Here is a 19,613-nt window from a genome sequence, read left to right as displayed (position 1 = left end):
AGCCAGGTCACACGCACCAGGTTCTGACCTGCGGGGGGAGGGATACGTAACAGCGGCGCAACATCAGAGACGTCGACTCGACACGGGCGGACCGCAGCATTACGGAAGCACCCAAACGAGGAGGCAGCAGTATGACGCGGACACTCGTCGTCGTCGGCAACGGGATGGTGGGGCACCGGCTCGTCCAGGCCCTCCGCGACCGTGACGCCGAAGGCGGCTGGCGCGTCGTCGTCATCGCCGAGGAAGCCCGGCCCGCCTACGACCGGGTCGCCCTGACGTCCTACGTGGACTCCTGGGACCCGATGACCCTGCAGCTCGAAGGCGCCGAGTTCGCCGACGACGACGGCGTGGAGCTGCGGCTCGGCGACCCGGTCGTCGCGATCGACCGCGAGTCGCGGATCGTGCGCACCGCCGCGGGCCGCACCCAGTCCTACGACGCGCTCGTGCTCGCCACCGGCTCGGTGCCGTTCGTCCCGCCGGTGCCCGGCAGGCACCTGCCCGGCTGCCACGTCTACCGCACGATCGACGACCTCGACGCGATCCGCGACTCCGCCGCCCGCGCCCGCAAGGGCAAGGGCCGGGGCGCCGCGATGGTCCTCGGTGGCGGCCTGCTTGGCCTGGAGGCCGCGAAGGCCCTGCGCGACATGGGTTTGTCGCCGCACGTCGTCGAGCTCGGCCCGCGGCTGATGCCGCTGCAGGTCGACGAGGGCGGTGGCGCGCTGCTCAAGCGTCTCATCGAGGGCCTCGACGTGACCGTCCACGCGGGAACGTCCACCAGCTCCATCGAAGAGGACCGCGGCAGGCTGCTCGCCAAGCTGTCCAACGGTGTCGAGCTCGACCTCGACCTCGTGGTGTTCTCCGCGGGCATCCGCCCGCGTGACCAGCTCGCCCGTGAGTCCGGCCTGACGGTCGGCGAGCGCGGCGGCATCGTGGTCGACGAAGGCTGCCGTACCAACGATCCTGACATCTACGCCATCGGTGAGTGTGCCAACCTCGACGGCATGGTCTACGGCCTCGTCGCCCCCGGCTACTCCATGGCCGAGGTCGCCGCAGACCGGATTCTCGGTGGCACGGCGGCCTTCCCGGGCGCGGACATGTCGACCAAGCTCAAGCTCATGGGCGTCGACGTGGCCAGCTTCGGCGACGCGCACGCGGCCACCGAGGGCGCGCTGGAGGTCGTGTTCAACGACGCGGTCAAGGGTTCCTACAAGAAGCTCGTCATCTCCGACGACGCCAAGACGCTGCTCGGCGGCGTCCTGGTCGGCGACGCGAGCGACTACGCGATGCTGCGGCCCATGGTTGGCCGCGCGCTGCCCGGCGACCCCGGCTCGATCCTCGCGCCGTCCGGGGGCGGCGGTGGAGTGGGCATCGACGCGCTGCCCGATGAAGCGCAGGTGTGTTCCTGCAACGGTGTCACCAAGGGCGACATCAAGCACTCGATCCGCGAAGGCGGCTGCACCGACGTCCCGTCGATCAAGTCGTGCACCAAGGCGGGCACCTCCTGCGGGTCGTGTGTGCCGATGCTCAAGCAGCTCCTCAACGCCTGCGGTGTCGAGCAGTCCAAGGCGCTGTGCGAGCACTTCAGCCAGTCGCGCGCCGAGCTGTTCGAGATCGCGCGGGTCACCGGGATCACCACGTTCAGCGATCTTGTTGCCAAGCACGGCAGCGGACGCGGCTGCGACATCTGCAAGCCCGCGGTCGCCTCGATCCTCGCTTCCCTTGGCAACGGCCACATCCTGGCCGGTGAGCAGGCGGCGCTGCAGGACACGAACGACCGCTACCTGGCCAACATGCAGCGCAACGGCACCTACTCGGTGGTGCCGCGCATCCCCGGCGGCGAGATCACGCCGGAGAAGCTGATGGTCATCGCCCAGGTCGCCCAGGACTACGGCCTCTACACGAAGATCACCGGTGGTCAGCGCATCGATCTGTTCGGCGCCACGGTCGACCAGCTCCCCGAGATCTGGAAGCGTTTGGTGGACGCCGGTTTCGAGTCCGGCCACGCCTACGGCAAGGCGCTGCGCACGGTGAAGTCGTGTGTCGGCGACACCTGGTGCCGCTACGGGGTGCAGGACTCGGTCGGCCTGGCCATCGAGCTGGAACTGCGCTACCGCGGCCTGCGCGCGCCGCACAAGCTCAAGTCCGCCGTCTCGGGCTGTGCCCGCGAATGCGCCGAGGCCCGCGGCAAGGACTTCGGCATCATCGCCACCGAGAACGGCTGGAACCTCTACGTGGGCGGCAATGGCGGCATGATGCCGCGCCACGCCGACCTCCTTGTGTCCGAAGTGGACAAAGAGACGCTGCTCAAGGTCATCGACCGGTTCCTGATGTTCTACATCCGCACCGCCGACCGACTGCAGCGCACCTCCACCTGGCTCGACAGCCTCGAAGGCGGCCTCGACCACCTGCGCGACGTCGTCGTCAACGACAGCCTGGGACTGTGCGCCGAACTGGAAGCCCAGATGGCGCAGCACGTCGACGACTACGCCGACGAATGGGCCGGTGTGCTCGCCGACCCGCGGAAACTCGCCCGTTTCAGCTCGTTCGTCAACGCGCCCGGCACGCCGGACCCGACGATCACCTTCCGCGAGGAGCGTGGCCAGAAGGTCCCGGTGCTGCTCGGCATCCCGGAGGTGAGTGCCCGATGACCGCTGAGGCCGTGCTGATCGAGACGACCTGGACCGAGGCCTGCCCGGTGGACGCCCTGGCCCGCGAGCAGGGGGTCGCGGTGCTGCTGCCCGACGGCACCCAGGTCGCGGTGTTCCGCACCCACGACGACGCGCTGTACGCCGTTTCCAATGTGGACCCGTTCAGCGGTGCCGCGGTGCTTTCCCGGGGTATCGTCGGGGACATCGGTGGGACGCCGGTCGTGGCTTCGCCGATGCACAAGCAGCACTTCGATCTCCGAACAGGTGCCTGCTTGGAGGATGCCGACGTGTCCGTCCCCACATACCCGGTGTGCGTCTGTGATGCGACCATCCTTCTGGGGCAGCCATGACCATGCTCCTGGAGGTACCCGAGGTGACCGAGAGCCAGATCTCTCCCCTAGCCGGCTACACCATCGGCGTCACCGCAGCCCGCCGCGCGGACGAACTGGGTGCCCTGATGGAGCGTCGCGGCGCCACCGTGCTGCACGGCGCCGCGATCCGGATCATCCCCCTCGCCGACGACAGTGACCTGCTCGCGGCCACCACCAGCCTGATCGAGGGCGGCCCGGTCGACTTCGCCGTGGCCACGACCGGCATCGGCTTCCGCGGCTGGATCGAGGCGGCCGACGGCTGGGGCATGGGCCAGGACCTGCTCGACGTCCTGCGCAAGGCGGACGTGCTCTCCCGCGGCCCGAAGGCCAAGGGCGCCGTCCGGGCCGCGGGCCTGGTCGAGAAGTGGTCGCCGGAGTCCGAGGCCAGCGCCGAACTGCTCGACTACCTGCTCGAAGCGGGCGTCGAGGGCAAGCGCATCGCGGTCCAGCTGCACGGCGAGCCGCTGCGCGAGTTCGTCGAAGCCCTGCGTGAAGCGGGTGGCGAGGTCGTCGAGATACCGGTCTACCGCTGGACCGGCCCGGTCGACCCGGGTCCCCTGGAGCGGCTCATCGACGCCGTCCTCGCGGGCCAGGTCGACGCCATCACCTTCACCAGCGCCCCCGCGGCGGCCAGCGTCCTGGAGACCGCCGACCGCCTCGGCAGGCTCGACGCCCTGCTCGAGGCCCTGCGCTCGCGGGTCCTGGTCGTCGGTGTCGGCTCGATCACCGCGGGCCCGCTGACCAACCTCGGCATCCCGGTTGTGTGCCCGGAGCGCGCCCGCATCGGCGCCTTGGTCCGGGAACTGGCGGTGACACTGCCCCAGCGGGCCGTGCGGTTGTCCGTCGAGGGCCGTGACCTGGAACTTCGCGGCCAAGCGGTCGTGTTCAACGGCGAACTCCGTCCGGTCCCGCCCGCCCCCATGGCCCTGCTCCGCGCGCTCGCCGCCACGCCTGGCCGGGTCCTGTCCCGCCCGGCGCTGGCCGGAGTCCTGCGCAGGCACTCGGGCCGCGAGGCGGGCGTCGACGAACACGCCGTCGAGACGGCTGTCGGCAGGTTGCGAGCCGCCCTCGGTGAGCCGTCACTGGTGCAGACCGTCGTCAAGCGCGGCTACCGCTTGGCGGTGCCGCTCGCATGACCCTGGTGCTGGTGGCGCACGGAACCCGAGCGGAATCCGGCGCCCGAACAACGCACGCCTTGGCCGACGAGGTGCGGGCCCTGCTGCCCGAGGTCCCGGTCAAGGTCGCTTTCGCCGACGTCCGCGCCCCCGACGTGACCACGGTCCTGCGCTCGGTCCGCGGCCTCGCGGTGGTCGTCCCGGCTTTCCTGGCCTCGGGCTACCACGTGCGCGTCGACGTCCCAGCCCAAATCGCCCTGTCCGGCGCGACGGATGTGTCGGTCACCCAGGCCCTGGGCCCGGCTCCCAGCCTGGTCGCCGCCATGCACGACAGGTTGAGTGAGGCAGGCTGGCGCCCCGGCGACGCGGTGGTCATGGCCGCCGCGGGTTCGTCGGACCCCCGCGCTCTGGCCGACGTCCGCCGCGCGGCCACCTTGCTCAGCCACCGCACGGGTTCCATCGTCCGCATCGGCTACGCCGCCACGGCGGCTCCCCGGATCGCCGAGGTGGTGGCGGAGGTCCGCGAAACCGCCGACCGGGTGGCGGTCGCCTCCTGGCTGCTGGCCCCCGGCTTGTTCCAACGCGCCGTCGCAGGCTGCCCGGCGGATGTCGTCGCCGAGCCCCTGGGCGACCACCCGCGAGTAGCGGATCTGGTAGTCCGCCGCTACGCCGAAGGCCTCTACTACCGAGCGGTGGCCTAGTCTGCCTCGGCCGGCGGCAGGTCGTATTCCGCGGTGTCGCCCATGATCTCGATGAGTTCACTCGGTTTGCCCGGCCACTACGTTGGCGATCATGCTTAGCGAGATCGTCGCCGATGTCATGGCCGACTTCCGTCAGTTCGTCCTCATCGAGCCGGACGGCCTCGCCACTCTGACACCCCTGATCTGCGCCCGCACCGCCGACGGCATCGCCTTCGCCGGACCCGGCGGGGTCGTGTTCTTCTGCGCTGATCAGCTGCCGAAGCCTCGCGTGACGCTGCAGCAGTGGGTCGGCGAACCCGCGCGGCCAGCGTCCCGGTGGCCGCGGACGTATGAGGGCGAGTTCACCGTCAGCACGTCCCGAGTCGTCCTCGGCTGCTTGACCGGCGTGCCCACGGATGTCGCCGTAGACCTGCAGGTCACCGGCCCATACGGCGTGCGTGTGCACTGGAAAGCCGGCGAACGGGGCACTACCGAGGAAGACTGGCTTATCGAACACTGGCTTATCCAGGTCTGGCCGCGGTACGACTCCCGGAATAATTGAACACGCAACTAAGTTGTAGGGTTCAGCCGGCCACGCCGGGTGGCCAAGAGTGAGAGGAGGCCGAGATGCCTGCGATCACCGCCGACACCTTGACCCTGCCCCGCCTGCCGGAACTGCCGGAGTCGGCCACGTCCTGGCGCGGAGTCCGCAAGGTTGTCACCGCCCAGAAATTCTTCGAGGGCGCGGGCTTCCCGGTCCGCAGGCCGTTCCCGGGCGTGGACCTGCCCGACGCCGACCCGTTCCTGCTGCTCGACCAGATGGGTGCCGTCGAGTACGGCCCCGGTGAGGCCAAAGGCGCCCCATGGCACCCGCACCGCGGGTTCGAAACGGTCACCTACATGATCGACGGCGCCATGCAGCACACCGACTCCATCGGCGGCGGCGGTTTGATCACCGACGGCTCGACCCAGTGGATGACCGCGGGCGCGGGCATCCTGCACAACGAGATGCCCCCGCAGGACATGATCGCCAAGGGCGGCCTGTTCCACGGCGTGCAGCTCTGGGTGAACCTGCCGCGCTCCCTGAAGATGGCGCAGCCGCGCTACCAGGACATCGAGGCCCGCGACGCCAAGCTGCTCTCCAGCGACGACGGCGGCGCGCTCGTCCGGGTCATCGCGGGGGAGTTGGACGGCCACAAGGGACCGGGATCGACCTACACGCCGATCACGTACCTGCACGCCACCCTCAACGCCGGGGCGCGGCTGACGATGCCGTGGCCCGAGGACTTCACCGCGATGGTCTATGTCCTGTCCGGCAACGGAACCGTCGGCATCGAGCAGCACCCGCTGAACGAAGGCCGGCTGGCCGTGTTCGGCGCCGGCGAAGCCCTGACGTTGCGCGGAGCCGACCGGCAGCCGGGCAACTCGCCGACCGGGTGGGAGGTCCTGGTGCTCGGCGGCAGGCCCATCCGCGAGCCGGTGGCCCGCTACGGACCGTTCGTGATGAACACCCGCCAGGAAATCCTGCAGGCGTTCGAGGACTACGAAGCCGGGCGGCTGGGCCAAATCCCCGCCATCCACCGCACGAGTTCGGACGAGGAGTTGACGTGACCGACCTGATGACACTGCTCGAACAGGGCCGCCTGTACCGCGAGAGTGGCAACCCGTCGGTGGCCGCCCGCTACCTCGCGGAGGCGGCGGAGCTGGAGCCCAAGTCCCGTTCGGTGCTGACTGAGTTGGCGTTGGCCTACTTCCAGTCCGCCGCACTCGGCCCGGCCGAGGCGATCGCCCACCGCCTGGTCGACCTCGACCCGTCGGACGCGTACGCGCACACCCTGTTGGGCAGAGCCCTTGCCCGCCAAAGCAAGCACGGCGAAGCCCTGCCTCACCTGCGCCTCGCCCACGCGATGCTGAACACCCCGGAGTCCGCGGACGCCCTCGCCGCCACCGAGGCCCGGCTGACCCGCTGACTGTCCACTTGGGTCACTCAAGGACGGCGGTCGCCATCTCGGCGAACGCCTCCTTGAGGGCGAGCAGCGATTCCCGCTGGTAGATGACCTGAATGCGCTTCTTCGGCGTCGACGCGTACAACTCGACCGGTCCCGTATGGGCCGTCGGAAGCCGGTACGGCCGGATCCCGAGACTGCGCCGCTCGGCACTGATCCGAAGCCCAGTCACCTCGACTGGCGCGTCACCGGCCAAACTTTCATGCAGACGAGTGACGAGTGATTTATCGAGTAGCACAGTGTAATAGTCGGTAGCGCCCGCATAGACAGAGATTCTGCGCCGGTCAGTCGAAAGGTCGAACACTGTCGTGCAAGCGCCGAACGTTGGCGTGATTCCCTTGACACACCAACGACAAGCGAACCGCTGCATCGAAACTCCCCTGTGGACAACTGCTTGACCAGGTCAGGGTGAACGAGCACGCTCGGGATATGACTTTTCCAGCCGGACGACGTGCGAATGCGCACTGTGCGAGTTCGCACCGTGCGATGCGATCATCACCGCGTGACGCGGAAGAAACCGCCGTTCTTGCGGCGACGCCTGGGAAGACGGCTCGCCACCATGCGCGAACGCGCCGGCCTGACGATGGAACAGGCCGCTGCCCACCTGGAGAAGACTCGTACGGCCTTGTCGCGGATCGAGAGCGGCGACAGCCGGGTGGACGTCCACCTGGCCAAGTCGATCATGGACATCTACGACGCATACGATCCCGCCTTGCTCGACCAGGTCCGTGAAGCGATGAAGCCAAGGTGGTTTCGCGCATATGGGGTGGAAGACCAGGGGTATGTGGATGTCGAAACCGAGGCCAGCATTGTCTGCGAGTTTGCCGGTCTGAACCTGCCCGGGCTGCTGCAAACCGAGCCCTACATCCGCGCACTACTGCAGACCGGTCCACGCCGCTCTCCACAGCAATTGGCGAACGACGTGGAGGTTCGGTTGATTCGCCAAAAGCGTCTGACCAGCGACGAAAGCCCTCTGGAACTCCAGGTGGTCATCGAAGAGGCGGCGTTGCACAAGAAGGTCGGTGGTCGGAAGGTCATGCGCGACCAGCTTGATCATCTCGTCATGATGTCCGAGTTGCCAACGGTCACCCTGCAGGTGCTGCCATTGGGCAACGGACCGCACGCCGCGATGACGGGCGGGTTCACCCTGTTGAAGTTCCCGCAGCCAGATGATCCCGAGTTGCTCTACATTGCTTATGCCACAGGCTCTATCCACGTGGAGAACGCTGATGAGCTCTACCGGGCTAGACTCATGGTCGACCAGCTCCGGGCGCAGGCACTCGGCCCTGCTGAGTCCATCGAGCTGATCAGCGAGCTAGCGAGGCGGTAGATGTGTCCGGTGAGGGTTTGATCTGGCGCAAGAGCAGCCGCAGCGGCAATGCCACCAACGACAACTGTGTCGAGGTCGCATGGCGGAAGAGCAGGCGCAGCGGCAACGGCACTAACGGCGCCTGTGTCGAGGTTGCGATCACGGCTCCCGGTATCGCCATGCGCGACTCCAAGAACCCGCAGGGCGGTCAGCTCGCGCTGCCCGCCGCGGGCTGGCACGCCTTCCTCACACGCACAGCAGGCAGTACATCCGCTCCCCGCGCCCACTAGGGCGTGTCCGCCGGATCAGGTCGTGATTTGTCTGGTTTGGCGCGGATCCAGTCGAGGGTCTCGACGATGTCGTTGGTCGCTTGCCAGTGCAGACCCAGCTTGTCGTAGCGTGTGGCCAACGCCCGGAACTGCTTGCGGCGGTTGTAACCCCGCTCGACCTGGTTGCGTCGCTTGTAGTGCTCGGCATCGAAACTCGGAGGGCGACCACCGGCCGATCCCTTACGCAGCCGATTGGCGACCTGATCCCGACGCTGCGGGATCACCGCCTTGATCTTCCGCAGGCGCAACGCTGCCCGATTGGCCTTGCTGCCATAGGCTTTGTCCCCGGTCAGCGAGTCCGGTCGCTGCCGAGGCCGACCAACACCACCAGGCCGGCGCACCGCGATCTGCTCCAGCAGCGGCACCAGCTGGGTCACGTCAGCGGCTTGACCTGGTGTGACCCGGGTCGCCAGTGATCTTCCCCGACCATCGGTGATAGTGTGGATCTTGGACGTGAGACCACCTCGAGACCGGCCCAGTCCTTGCGCTGCCCGCGATTCCTCGGCACTCAGCCCCCTTTACGGGCACCTGCGGCGTGCTGATGAGCCCGCACGATCGTGGAGTCGACCTGGGCGTCCCAATCGATCTCCTCGTCGACTTCGGCACGCCCGATGACCTGCTGCTTGAGCTGCGCCCATGTGCCATCCGCAGCCCACCGCCGATACCGTTCATAACAGGTCTTCCACGGCCCATACCGTTCCGGCACGTCCCGCCAGGGCGCACCAGTGCGCATCCGCCACAAAATCCCGTTGATCACCCGACGTCGATCTCCCCAACGCCCGCCCCGGCTTTGGCTCACCGCCGGCAGCAACGGCTCCAAGATCGCCCATTCCGCATCTGTCAGATCACCACGCGCCACACCAGTATTTGATCAGATGTTCCGGCGGACACGCCCTAGCCCGCCGCGCCAGCGCACTCAAGGCGAGCACGTCCGCGCTGAGCAGCTCCACGTCCACCCCGCCGTCCAGCACGAACTCCTCGGTCTGGCTCCACGCGGGCACGACCGAGCGCAGCCGAGCCTCATCCGACTCGGCTAGGGCGGTGAACAGCTCGTCGGTCACGGTGAGAACCAGGCTTTCCCCGTCGTCCGCCATCCCGACCGCCTCCGCCCACCGCTCGTCGTCGGTGATCTGATCGTAGGTTCGCCCGGTGAGCAGGGCTTCCAGCCTCGCCAGCTTGACCGCCGGGTCCAGACCCTTGAGCTGCACCGTGTCGAATTTCTCGCCGGGCCCGTCGATCGCCTCGGATGCCGACTCGTCCGACGCGGCCGCGAAATAGTCCGTGGACATCCAGCCACCATGCCACGCCACTACCCTGACGCGGTGCGAACTGGCCAACAGCAAGTCACCTTCACCGGCACCGGCGGCGAAACCCTCGTGGGCACCCTCGACCTCCCGCCCAAGGAGCCCGAGGCCTACGCGCTGTTCGCCCACTGCTTCACCGGCGGCAAGAACAACCAGGCCACCCGCCGCGTGTCGCGCGCGCTCACCGATCGCGGCCTCGCCGTCCTGCGCTTCGACTTCACCGGCATCGGCGACTCCGGCGGCGACTTCGCGCACGCCACCTTCTCCTCCAACGTCGCCGACATCGTCCGCGCCGCTGCCCACCTGCGGGACAACTTCACCGCACCGTCACTGATCATCGGCCACTCCCTGGGCGGGGCCGCCGTGCTGGCCGCCGCGGGGGAGATCCCCGAGGTCCGGGCCGTGGTCACCGTCGGCGCCCCCAGCGACCCGGCGCACGTGGCGCACCTGTTCGAGCACGCCCTCACCGACATCGAGCACGCAGGCGAAGCCGAGGTCAGCCTCGGCGGCAAGTGGTTCCGCATCCGCCGCGAGTTCCTCGAAGACCTCCGCGAACAGCGCCTGGCCGACCACATCGCCCGCCTGAACCGCCCGCTCCTGATCCTGCACTCACCCGACGACGACATCGTCGACATCACCAACGCCGCGGGCATCTACACCGCCGCCCGCCACCCCAAGTCCTTCATCTCCCTCGACGGCGCCAACCACCTACTCACCTCACCCCTACACGCCAAGCGGGTGGCCCAACTGATCGCCGCCTGGGCGGACCCATACCTGCCGGAGTCCTTCACCCCCGAGATCGACTGACCCCGCCGCCGCGCCCACCAGCGCCCTCGCGGACGGATGGCATCACCAACCCGGCCCCACTAGCGCGGCGACGACGGTCCGACCTTCGTGCAAGCAGGCGCCTGCACTTCCCCCTGCGTTAGACGCCCGCGCCAGAGGGACCGCCCACCCCTCCCCTGAAGCACCAAGGCGGACGGAACCAACCCACCGCCACCGCGTCTTTTCAACATGGGAATTGGTCTGGTCACGGCCGTCGTCAGCGCCGTCTTCCTGGTCGTCAGTCTGGTCTCATTCTTGCGTCAAGATCACCCGTGACCTGGGCGAACAGGCAGTGACCATCCGATGACCCAGCGGCACGCCTCCGTCTGGGGGGTTGTGGCGACCCCTATTGGGCTGAAAGAGTGGGTACATATTCCCGGCCGGCACGCCGTGGGATTCCCTGTGAGCAACCTCGATGCTCTTCGCGCGGCGGGCCGCCCCTAGGAAGGTTGCCTTCATGACGCTTGCCCAGGAAGCCCCCACCGTGGGTCGTATCGCCGCCGCCCGTGAAATCGAGTCGATGCACAACGCCGAGCAGTGCCACCGCGCCGCTCGCACCGTGGCCGACCACGCCGCCGACGCCGCCGACTGCCTGCAGCTCCTTGAGATGCTCGGCCTCGACCCCGAGACGGTCAAACGCGGCTGATCAATCACGAACACCCCAGCGGTAGGTCCGTAGATCGACCTTGTCGTTGACTGCCGGCACGCCCTCGGCCCGCAGCAGCTCCAGCTGCTTGCGGGCCAGGTGCGGGGCAGGCGTCCCACTCGCCCGCAGCACCCGGTGCCACGGCAGGTCGTGACCGTCCTCAGACAACACCCGACCGACGAGCCTGGGCGTGGGCGCACGCGCTATGTCAGCGATGTCGCCATAGGTCGCGACCCGCCCCGCCGGGACTGATCGGACGGCCTCCCGGATCCGTTCGTGCATGTGTTCGTCGACACTCACCTGGCCACCTCTCCCGGTGTCGACGCGTCCTTGTCGCTGATGAACTCGTCGATCAGCGCGGCGATTCCCGACGGGTCCTCCAGGTAGACCATGTGCCCGAGGTCCAGTGCCGCGAGCCGGAAGTCGTCGCCCAGGGTGAACCGGCACGCCTTCACGAACTCGGGTCCCACGAACGCCTCGCGTGCCGCCTCCACGAGCAGGGTCGGCAGTCCGGGCGGGGGCAGCCGCGGTGCCCGGCACATCTCGCTCCACGCGGTGATCACCGCTGCTGGGCTGTATCGCGGTCGCCAGTGGCCGTCGACCTCCACCCAGTTCGCCGTGACCTCTTCCTCGATGTGCTCCTCGGGCTCACCCGGCCAGTCGTGCCGTTGCGTCGCCAGGGCTTCGCCGCGGTCGTCGCGGATGACCTCCGCCGTCTGCGCGTACTCCGCCGCGTCCTCGGGAGTCACCTTCACCGACGGATCCAGCAGCACGAGCTTGCGCACCCGCTGCGGTGCGAGCCGGGCCAGGTGCAGTGCCACCAATCCACCGAACGAATGGCCGACCACCGGCACCGAGTCGAGGTCGTGGACGTCGAGCACGCGCAGCAGATCGGCCGCGTGCTGCTCCAGCGTCCACGGTGGCAGCCGGTCGGACAGCCCGTGTCCGCGCAGGTCAGGTGCCACGACGCGGTAGTCGCGGAGGTGGTTCTCAGCGAGCCTGCGGAAGCGTGCGCCATGTCCGGTGATCCCGTGCAGGAACAGGACTGGCGGCGATTCGATCGACCCGTACGAGTGAACGTGTAAGGCATCGGCCATGCGCGCGATCATGCCATCTCGGCCCGGCCGGGCGTGCCGCGTCCAAGGCTGTCACCCCCTCGTGATGCAATCGGGTGTGGCCGCCGCGAGAACCCCCAACGCGCCGCAGCTCGTGCGCCGACCTGCGGCGCACCGGCAGGCCTCAAGCTGGGGTGCCGACGCCCAGCGGGTGCTCGCGGGCAGCGACGGATTCGTCCGCGTCCTGGGCGGTCCCGGCACCGGCAAGACCACCCTGCTCGCGGAGCTCGCCGCCGACCGGATGCTGCGCGGCGGCGTCGACCCGGAGCAACTGCTGGTGCTCACGTCCAGCCGCCGTGCCGCCGCCGACCTGCGCTCCCGCATCACCGCGCTGCTGACCGACCACGCCGACGAAGGCACCCCGCGTACGGTCCGCGAACCGCTGGTCCGCACGGTCCACTCCTACGCGTTCTCGGTCCTGCGCATCCAGGCGATGCTCCACGACGAGCCCGGCCCGCGGCTTCTCACCGGCCCCGAGCAGGACACGGTGATCCGCGAGCTCCTGGAAGGCGACGTCGAGTTCGGCGCCAAGTACTGGCCAGAGCGGCTGCGTCCCGCCCTCGGGGTGGCGGGCTTCGCCGAGGAGCTGCGCGACCTGATCCTGCGTGCCGCCGAGCGCGGCCTCGGCCCCGAAGACCTGATCACCCTCGGCGAGCGGGAAGGCCGCGACGAATGGGTCGCGGCGGGCCGGTTCGGCATGCAATACGAGCAGGTCACGCTGCTGCACGGCGCGTCGGACAGCGCCGTCGCCCACACCAGTGCCCCCGCGCTCGACGCCGCCGAACTCGTCGCGAGCGCCCTGCTGGCCTTCGAGACCGACGACGAACTGCTCGCCGCCGAGCGCGCCCGCGTGCGGTACCTGCTCGTCGACGACGCGCAGCACCTCGACCCACTGCAGTACCGGCTGCTGCACCGCCTTGGCAGCGCCGCCAAGGAGTTCGTCGTCTCGGGCGATCCCGACCAGGCGATCTTCTCCTTCCGCGGCGCCGATCCCCGGCTGCTGCGCGACGCCGAGTCGCAGGCCACGATCGTGCTCGACACCGGCCGACGCATGGCGCCCGCCGTGCGTCGGGCCGTCTCCCAGCTCGCCGCGCGGCTGCCCGGCGCCGGGCAGCGCCGGGTCGACAAGTCCAAAGACCAGGGCGGCACGGTCCAGGTCCGGCTGCACGCGTCGTCCGCGGCCGAAGCGGGCTGGGTCGCCGACCAGCTCCGCCGGGCGCACCTGCTCGACGGCGTGCCGTGGTCGGAGATGGCGGTGCTCGTGCGCTCCGCGACCCGCTCGGTTCCCGTGCTGCACCGTGCTTTGGCGGCGGCGGGCGTCCCGGTCGCCGCCCCCGGCGACGAGTTGCCGCTGGCCCAACAGCCCGCGGTGCGGCCGTTCCTGGCGCTGCTGCGGTGCGCCGCCGTGCCCGCGCTGCTCGACCCGGCGATGGCCGCGATGCTGCTCAGCTCGCAGCTCGGCGGCGCCGACCCGCTGGCGCTGCGGCGGTTGCGGCGGGGCCTGCGCAGGCTCGAACAGGCGGCGGGCGGCGACAAGTCCAGCGACGACCTGCTCGTCGAGGTGCTCACCGACGACGACCGGCTCAGCGCCCTGGAAGCCGCCGAGGTCGGGCCGGTCCGCCGGGTCGCGACCCTGCTTTCCGCCGCCCGCAAGGGAATCGCCGCGGCTGCGGGCATCGAGCAGATCCTGTGGGAGGTCTGGCAGGGCAGCGGACTGGAAGCCCGTTGGGTCTCGACAGCTGCCCGCGGCGGTCCAGTCGGCGCCCAGGCCGACCGCGACCTCGACGCGATCGTCGCGCTGTTTCACGCCGCCGAGCGCTACGCGGACCGGCTGCCCGGCTCCGGCATCGCGGGCTTCGCCGAGCACCTCATCAGCCACCGAATCGCCGGCGACACCCTGGCTCCTTCGGCGCCGCAAGGCGAAGCGGTCGCCGTGCTCACCGCCCACGCCTCCGCTGGTCGGGAGTGGACAGTCGTCGCCGTTCCCGGTGTCCAGGAAGGCTCCTGGCCGGACTTGCGGCTGCGCGGCTCGCTGCTCGGCGTCGAGCGGCTCATCGATCTGCTGTCGGGGGTCCACAACTCGGAATCGCTGTCCGCCACCGCGCCGCTGCTGGCCGAGGAGCGCAGGCTGCTGCTTGTCGCGGCGAGCCGGGCCCGGGGCATGCTCCTGGTGAGCGCTGTCCGCGGCGAGGAGGAACAGCCGTCGCGGTTCCTGGCCGAGCTGTCCGGCGTCGACGCGACCGACCCGGAGGCCGAGTCGCTGATCCCGGTGGCCCAGCCCGAACGCGCGCTCGTGCTCGCGGACCTGGTGGGGGAGTTGCGCCAAGTCGTCTGCGACGGCGCCGCCGACCGCGGCCGCCGCGCGCTCGCCGCTCGCCAGCTCGCCCGGCTCGCCGCGGCCAACGTCCCCGGCGCCCACCCCGACAGCTGGTACGGCCTGCCTGAGCTGTCGAGCATGGAACCGTTGCGCGCCAGGGCTGAGCCGGTGCGCGTCTCACCGTCCACTGTGGAGGTTCTGGCCAAGTGCCCGCTGCGGTGGGTCGTCGAGCGGCACGGCGGACAGGACCCGGTCGAACTCGCCGCAGTCACCGGAACGCTTGTGCACGCCCTGGCCCAGGCCGCCGCCTCCGGCGCGTCGCGCGAGGAGCTGATGGCGGAGCTGGACAAGGCGTGGAGTCGGGTGGACGCGGGCGCGCCGTGGTTCTCCCGCCGTGAACAGCAGCGCGTGCGCGCCATGGTCGACACGTTTTTGACCTGGGTCCGAGACACCCGCGGCGAACTGACCCAGGTCGCCGTCGAACGCGACGTCTCGGTCGACCTGCCCGACGGCATCACGGTGCGCGGACGCGTCGACCGACTGGAGGTCGACAACGAGGGCCGCCCGGTGATCATCGACCTCAAGACCGGCAAACAGCCGATCAGCGCCGACGACGCGAAGGAACACCCGCAGCTGGCCGTGTACCAGCTGGCCGCCGCCTATGGCGCCTTCGCGGGCGACGGCCTCGCCGACGCCCCCGGCGGCGCGCGCCTGCTCTATGTCGCGAAGAAGAGTCGCGGCAAAGCCACCGAACGCGGCCAGGAACCGTTGCACGGCGAGGTTGTGGACCACTGGCTCAACATCGTCCGCGACGCCGCGGGGTCGATGGTGGGCCCCGAATACAACGCTTTCGAAAGCCCGGACTGCCCGCGTTGTCCGGTGCGTTTTACCTGCCCACTGCACTCCAGCGGCAGGCAAGTGACCGAATAGCACTCGAACAGGTGATCGAATGGTTGGTGACCCGGATTCGGCCGTTCGGCGGGGTAGATTAAGCCCCATGAACTCGGTCCGACCACTCCGCACCGCCTACGATCCCCGCCGCCGATATTCGGCGGCGGAGTTCACGGTGTTGACCGTGGACGGTGACGATCGGCATGAACTTCACGATGGACTGGTGACAGTGAGCCCAACCCGCACGCCGATCCACATGCGAGTCCTCGCCAGGATGTTCAGCCAGATCGACTCGCAGATCTCCCAGGGCCTGCAGGTGTTCCCCGAGGTCGGCATCGTTGTCGACGTGTCGTCCCCGACCGTCCGCGTGCCCGACCTCGTGATCACCACCGCCGCTGTCGATCAAGATGAGCCGCTGGTGAGGGCCGAGGATGTGGTGCTCGCGGTCGAGATCGTCTCGCCAGGTTCGGAACTGGTCGACACCACGGTCAAGCCGTTCGAGTATGCCGACGCGGGCATTCCCCACTTCTGGCTGGTCGACCCCGCCGCGCCCGTGACCGTAACCGTGTATTCGCTGGCAGACGGGAACTACGAGGAATCGCAGCGCGCCGAACGCGGGCTGGAAGTCGTGGCTCCCTGCGAGCTGCGGATCGATCTGGCCGCGCTGTCGCGATGAGGGCGTATCCGTTGTGAGCCTTCCGCTGCCTGGGCTGGCCCTGGTCGGTCCCCGTGAACTCGCCCACGAACTCGGCCTGCCGCCGCCGACCGCCGAGCAGTGCCTGGTCATCTCCGCCCCACCCGACCCTGCACTCGTCGTCGCGGGCGCGGGCGCGGGCAAGACCGAGACGATGGCCGGGCGCGTGGTGTGGTTGGTGGCCAACGGTTTGGTCACCCCGGAACGCGTCCTCGGCCTGACCTTCACCCGCAAGGCGGCCCGTCAGCTGGCCGACCGGGTGCGGTCCCGGCTGCGCAGGCTCGCGGGTTCGCGGCTGCTCGACAAGCTCGACCCGTCCGGCGAGCGGCGCGCTGCCGTGTTCGCGGGCGAGCCGACGATCCTGACCTACCACGCCTACGCCGGCCGCATCGTCGCCGAACACGGGCTGCGGCTGCCGGTCGAACCGGGCGCGCGGCTGCTGACGGAGACGGCTTCCTGGCAGCTGGCGCACCGGGTGGTGTCCACGTGGAACCACGACCTGGAGACCGACCTGGTTCCCGCGACCATCACCAAATACCTGCTCGCCGTCGCGGGGGAGCTGTCCGAACACCTCATCGACGAATCGGCGCTCGCCCGGCACGCCGAGACGATGTGCGCGCTGATCGAGTCCGCGCCGCGGGCCAAAGGGCAGCGCGCCGACCTGTCCCAGGATCTGCAGAAAGTCCTCGTCACCCAACGCTTCCGGGTGGCGCTGCTGCCGATGGTCGCCGCCTACTCCGACCGCAAACGGCGCGATGGCGCCGTCGACTTCGGCGACCAGATGTCGCTCGCCGCCAAGCTGGCCGCCGGTCACGTCGAGGTCGTGCGCGGGGAGCGCGAGCGGTACGGCGCGGTGCTCCTCGACGAATACCAGGACACCGGCCACTCCCAGCGCGTTCTGCTGCGCTCGCTGTTCGGCAGCTCGCTGGAACACCCCAACGCGGAGCCGATGCCGGTCACCTCCGTCGGCGACCCGGCCCAGGCCATCTACGGCTGGCGCGGCGCCAGTGCGGCCAACCTGCCGCGCTTCACCACCGACTTTCCCCGGCGCGACAACGGAAATCTCGTCCCGGCCACCCGCTACGGGCTGCTCACCAGCTTCCGCAACCCGCCGGAAGTGCTCGACCTGGCGAACGCCGTGTCCGCCCCGCTGCGTGCGCTCGGCCTCGAAGTCGACGAGCTCCGCGCGCGTGACGGCGCTCCCGCGGGCGACATCCGGCTCGCCCTCCTGTCCGATGTGGACACCGAGGTGCAGTGGGTGGCCAACCAGGTGGCCGACCGCTGGCACGCGGCCATCGAGGAGCACGACAAGCCGCCGACCGCCGCCGTTCTGGTCCGCCGCCGCGCCGACATGGCAGACCTGGCGAGCGCCCTGCGCGAACGCGGGCTGCCGGTGGAGGTCGTCGGCCTCGGCGGCCTGCTCGACGAACCCGAGATCCGCGACCTGGTCAGCGCCTTGCGTGCGCTCATCGACCCCCTCGCGGGCACCGCCGCCGCTCGGCTGCTGACCGGCTCCCGCTGGCGCATCGGCGCCGCCGACCTCGCGGCGCTGTGGGGCCGCGCCCGCAAACTGGCCGACGCCTTCGCAGGCAAGCCGATCACCGACGCCGCGGCCTCCGACGTCCTGCCCGGCGAAGGCGTCGAACAGGCAGGCCTAGTCGACGCGATCGACGACCCGGGCCCGCGGGAGGCCTACTCCCAACTCGGCTACGAGCGCATCCGCTCGCTGGGCTCTGAGCTGACGATGCTGCGCCGCAGGCTCGACCAGCCGCTGCCCGAACTAGTCGCCGACGTCGAACGCACCATGCAGCTCGACATCGAGGCCACCGCCCGCCGCGGTGGTGCGGGCCGCGCCCACCTCGACGCCTTCGCCGACGTCGTCGCCGACTACGCGCGCGCCAGCCCGTCGGCGAGCCTGCCCGCCCTCCTCGACTACCTCGCCACCGCCGAAGCGGCCGAGGACGGCCTCGAACCCGGTGAGGTCGAAGTCGCCGAAGACCGCGTCCAGATCCTGACGGTCCACTCGGCGAAGGGACTGGAGTGGGAGATCGTCGCCGTTCCGCACCTGGTCCGCGAGGTCTTCCCCAGCGGCAGGCGCGGCGGAAGCTGGCTGCGCGCGGTCACCGAGATGCCTGCCGACCTGCGCGGTGACGCCGCCGACCTGCCCAAGCTCGACCTGACGAGCGCCGCCGACCGCAAAGAGGTCGAGCAGGCCCTCAAGGCGCACAACGAGGACTTCGCCGAACGCGGCCTCGTCGAGGAACGCCGACTGTTCTATGTCGCGCTCACCAGGTCCGAGCGGTCGCTGCTGGTCTCCGGGCACTGGTGGGGCCGCACCGGGGCCAAGCCGCGCGGCCCGTCGGACTTCCTGACCGACTTGGCCGACTACGTCACCGAACAACAGTGGCCGCCCGAACTCCTCGACGTCTGGACCCCGCGGCCCGAGGAGGGCGCCGACAACCCGATCGCCACCGCGGTCAAGACCGCCACCTGGCCCGCCGACCCGCTGCGCGACCGCCGCTCCGACGTCGCCACCGGCGCCGCCCTGGTCCGCGCGGAACTCACGGCGATGCGCGAAGGCGAGGACTTCGACGACGAACCCGACGACCCCGACGGCTGGGTCCGCGACACGGATGTCCTCCTCGCCGAACGAGCGGCCGCGTCCGCCCGGCGCGAGCAGGTCGTGCTCCCGGACCAGCTCTCGGTGAGCCAGCTCGTCGAACTCGCCGCCGACCCGGAAGCCCTCGCCCGGCGCCTGCGCCGCCCGCTGCCGTTCCCGCCGAACCCGGTGGCCCGCCGAGGCACCGCCTTCCACGCCTGGCTGGAGAAGCGGTTCGGCTCCCGCGCCCTGCTCGACCTGGACGAACTCCCGGGCGCCGCCGACGACGGCGCCGCTCCCGACGAAGACCTCGACACCCTGCGCGAAGCCTTCCTCCGCAGCGGGTGGGCCGACCGGGTGCCGCACGAGGTCGAGGTCCCGTTCTCCACCGAGATCGACGGTGTCGCCGTCCGCGGCCGCATGGACGCGGTGTTCCTCGACCCGGACGGCGGCTGGACCGTCGTCGACTGGAAAACCGGCCGTGTCCCCGACGAGGAGCACCTGCCCGCCCTGACCGTCCAGCTCGCCGCCTACCGCCTTGCCTGGGCAGGTCTGTCCGGAGTCGACATCGCCGAGGTCAAGGCCGCTTTCCACTACGTCCGGCACGACACCACCCTGCGCCCGGTCGACCTCCTCGACGCCGACGGACTGCGTGCCCTCCTGCGGTCGGTGCCGGTGCCGGAGCCCAAGTGACCACGCGTGCGAGCCCGACCGGCCGAACGGCTTGCGATCGGGCTAACCTGCCACCGTGAGTCAGTGGATCT

The 19,613-nt window shown here is 69.9% G+C and carries 19 protein-coding genes; 14 read left to right on the top strand and 5 right to left on the bottom strand.

Annotation, left to right across the window (positions count from 1 at the left end):
• Nucleotides 1–131 precede the first annotated feature (131 nt).
• The 7 genes from nirB (at nucleotide 132) to ACUZ2Y_RS14615 (ending at nucleotide 6,784) form a co-directional block, all read left to right on the top strand.
• Nucleotides 132–2,648: a nitrite reductase large subunit NirB gene (gene nirB, locus ACUZ2Y_RS14645; RefSeq protein ID WP_476331244.1), complete on the top strand. Its 2,517-nt coding sequence runs from the start codon at nucleotides 132–134 to the stop codon at nucleotides 2,646–2,648.
• A complete protein-coding gene (gene nirD / locus ACUZ2Y_RS14640; RefSeq protein WP_476331241.1) occupies nucleotides 2,645–2,998 on the top strand; it encodes a nitrite reductase small subunit NirD in 354 nt (117 codons plus the stop codon). Before nirB ends, nirD begins: the two co-directional genes overlap by 4 nt.
• Entirely contained in the window at nucleotides 2,995–4,155 is a 1,161-nt protein-coding gene (locus ACUZ2Y_RS14635) for a uroporphyrinogen-III synthase (RefSeq protein WP_476331238.1), read from the top strand. Before nirD ends, ACUZ2Y_RS14635 begins: the two co-directional genes overlap by 4 nt.
• Complete coding sequence (locus ACUZ2Y_RS14630; protein WP_476331235.1) at nucleotides 4,152–4,835, top strand: sirohydrochlorin chelatase; 684 nt, start codon at nucleotides 4,152–4,154, stop codon at nucleotides 4,833–4,835. Before ACUZ2Y_RS14635 ends, ACUZ2Y_RS14630 begins: the two co-directional genes overlap by 4 nt.
• A 91-nt stretch (nucleotides 4,836–4,926) precedes the next feature.
• A complete protein-coding gene (locus tag ACUZ2Y_RS14625) occupies nucleotides 4,927–5,376 on the top strand; it encodes a hypothetical protein (protein WP_476331232.1) in 450 nt (149 codons plus the stop codon).
• Nucleotides 5,377–5,441: 65 nt separating this feature from the next.
• The gene (locus ACUZ2Y_RS14620; RefSeq protein ID WP_476331229.1) at nucleotides 5,442–6,425 is read left to right on the top strand and encodes a pirin family protein; all 984 of its coding nucleotides are present in this window, start codon (nucleotides 5,442–5,444) and stop codon (nucleotides 6,423–6,425) included.
• On the top strand, nucleotides 6,422–6,784 hold the full coding sequence (locus ACUZ2Y_RS14615) for a tetratricopeptide repeat protein (RefSeq protein WP_476331226.1): 363 nt from the start codon (nucleotides 6,422–6,424) through the stop codon (nucleotides 6,782–6,784). Before ACUZ2Y_RS14620 ends, ACUZ2Y_RS14615 begins: the two co-directional genes overlap by 4 nt.
• A gap of 13 nt (nucleotides 6,785–6,797) precedes the next feature.
• On the opposite strand, the gene ACUZ2Y_RS14610 is transcribed toward ACUZ2Y_RS14615, so the two are convergent.
• A complete protein-coding gene (locus ACUZ2Y_RS14610; RefSeq protein WP_476331223.1) occupies nucleotides 6,798–7,190 on the bottom strand; it encodes a hypothetical protein in 393 nt (130 codons plus the stop codon).
• Between the two features lie 132 nt (nucleotides 7,191–7,322).
• Between ACUZ2Y_RS14610 and ACUZ2Y_RS14605 the strand changes: the two genes are divergently transcribed.
• On the top strand, nucleotides 7,323–8,150 hold the full coding sequence (locus ACUZ2Y_RS14605) for a helix-turn-helix domain-containing protein (protein ID WP_476331220.1): 828 nt from the start codon (nucleotides 7,323–7,325) through the stop codon (nucleotides 8,148–8,150).
• Between the two features lie 2 nt (nucleotides 8,151–8,152).
• Nucleotides 8,153–8,419 carry a DUF397 domain-containing protein gene (locus ACUZ2Y_RS14600; protein WP_476331218.1) on the top strand — a complete coding sequence of 89 codons (267 nt, stop codon included), beginning with the start codon at nucleotides 8,153–8,155 and terminating at the stop codon, nucleotides 8,417–8,419.
• On the opposite strand, the gene ACUZ2Y_RS14595 is transcribed toward ACUZ2Y_RS14600, so the two are convergent.
• A protein-coding gene (locus ACUZ2Y_RS14595; protein WP_476326208.1) for an IS5 family transposase occupies nucleotides 8,416–9,317 on the bottom strand; the annotation gives its coding sequence in 2 pieces (ribosomal slippage) (nucleotides 8,416–8,969 and nucleotides 8,969–9,317; 903 coding nt in all). The two genes, ACUZ2Y_RS14600 and ACUZ2Y_RS14595, sit on opposite strands and share 4 nt — an antisense overlap.
• Nucleotides 9,304–9,747, bottom strand: a complete 444-nt coding sequence (locus ACUZ2Y_RS14590) for a hypothetical protein (RefSeq protein WP_476331215.1) — start codon at nucleotides 9,745–9,747, stop codon at nucleotides 9,304–9,306. The genes ACUZ2Y_RS14595 and ACUZ2Y_RS14590 overlap by 14 nt, the downstream gene beginning before the upstream one ends.
• A 33-nt stretch (nucleotides 9,748–9,780) precedes the next feature.
• Between ACUZ2Y_RS14590 and ACUZ2Y_RS14585 the strand changes: the two genes are divergently transcribed.
• Together ACUZ2Y_RS14585 and ACUZ2Y_RS14580 are read left to right on the top strand one after the other, a co-directional pair.
• Complete coding sequence (locus ACUZ2Y_RS14585) at nucleotides 9,781–10,569, top strand: alpha/beta hydrolase family protein (protein ID WP_476331212.1); 789 nt, start codon at nucleotides 9,781–9,783, stop codon at nucleotides 10,567–10,569.
• Between the two features lie 475 nt (nucleotides 10,570–11,044).
• On the top strand, nucleotides 11,045–11,233 hold the full coding sequence (locus ACUZ2Y_RS14580) for a hypothetical protein (protein ID WP_476331209.1): 189 nt from the start codon (nucleotides 11,045–11,047) through the stop codon (nucleotides 11,231–11,233).
• On the opposite strand, the gene ACUZ2Y_RS14575 is transcribed toward ACUZ2Y_RS14580, so the two are convergent.
• On the bottom strand, nucleotides 11,234–11,515 hold the full coding sequence (locus ACUZ2Y_RS14575; protein WP_476331826.1) for an MGMT family protein: 282 nt from the start codon (nucleotides 11,513–11,515) through the stop codon (nucleotides 11,234–11,236). It abuts the gene before it with no gap.
• Nucleotides 11,516–11,529: 14 nt separating this feature from the next.
• Entirely contained in the window at nucleotides 11,530–12,330 is an 801-nt protein-coding gene (locus ACUZ2Y_RS14570; RefSeq protein ID WP_476331207.1) for an alpha/beta fold hydrolase, read from the bottom strand.
• A 64-nt stretch (nucleotides 12,331–12,394) separates the two neighbouring features.
• Between ACUZ2Y_RS14570 and ACUZ2Y_RS14565 the strand changes: the two genes are divergently transcribed.
• Genes ACUZ2Y_RS14565 through ACUZ2Y_RS14555 form a run of 3 tightly spaced genes read left to right on the top strand, consistent with a single transcriptional unit; the run spans nucleotide 12,395 to nucleotide 19,542 of the window.
• A complete protein-coding gene (locus ACUZ2Y_RS14565; RefSeq protein ID WP_476331204.1) occupies nucleotides 12,395–15,595 on the top strand; it encodes an ATP-dependent helicase in 3,201 nt (1,066 codons plus the stop codon).
• 19 nt (nucleotides 15,596–15,614) lie between these two features.
• Nucleotides 15,615–16,232 carry a Uma2 family endonuclease gene (locus ACUZ2Y_RS14560; protein ID WP_476331201.1) on the top strand — a complete coding sequence of 206 codons (618 nt, stop codon included), beginning with the start codon at nucleotides 15,615–15,617 and terminating at the stop codon, nucleotides 16,230–16,232.
• A 13-nt stretch (nucleotides 16,233–16,245) separates the two neighbouring features.
• Entirely contained in the window at nucleotides 16,246–19,542 is a 3,297-nt protein-coding gene (locus ACUZ2Y_RS14555) for an ATP-dependent helicase (protein ID WP_476331199.1), read from the top strand.
• Nucleotides 19,543–19,613 lie beyond the last annotated feature (71 nt).

The organism is Actinokineospora sp. UV203 (genome assembly GCF_056323665.1).
The sequence above is the reverse complement of the archived record's forward strand: the minus strand, read 5'-3'. Positions and strand labels throughout refer to the sequence as shown.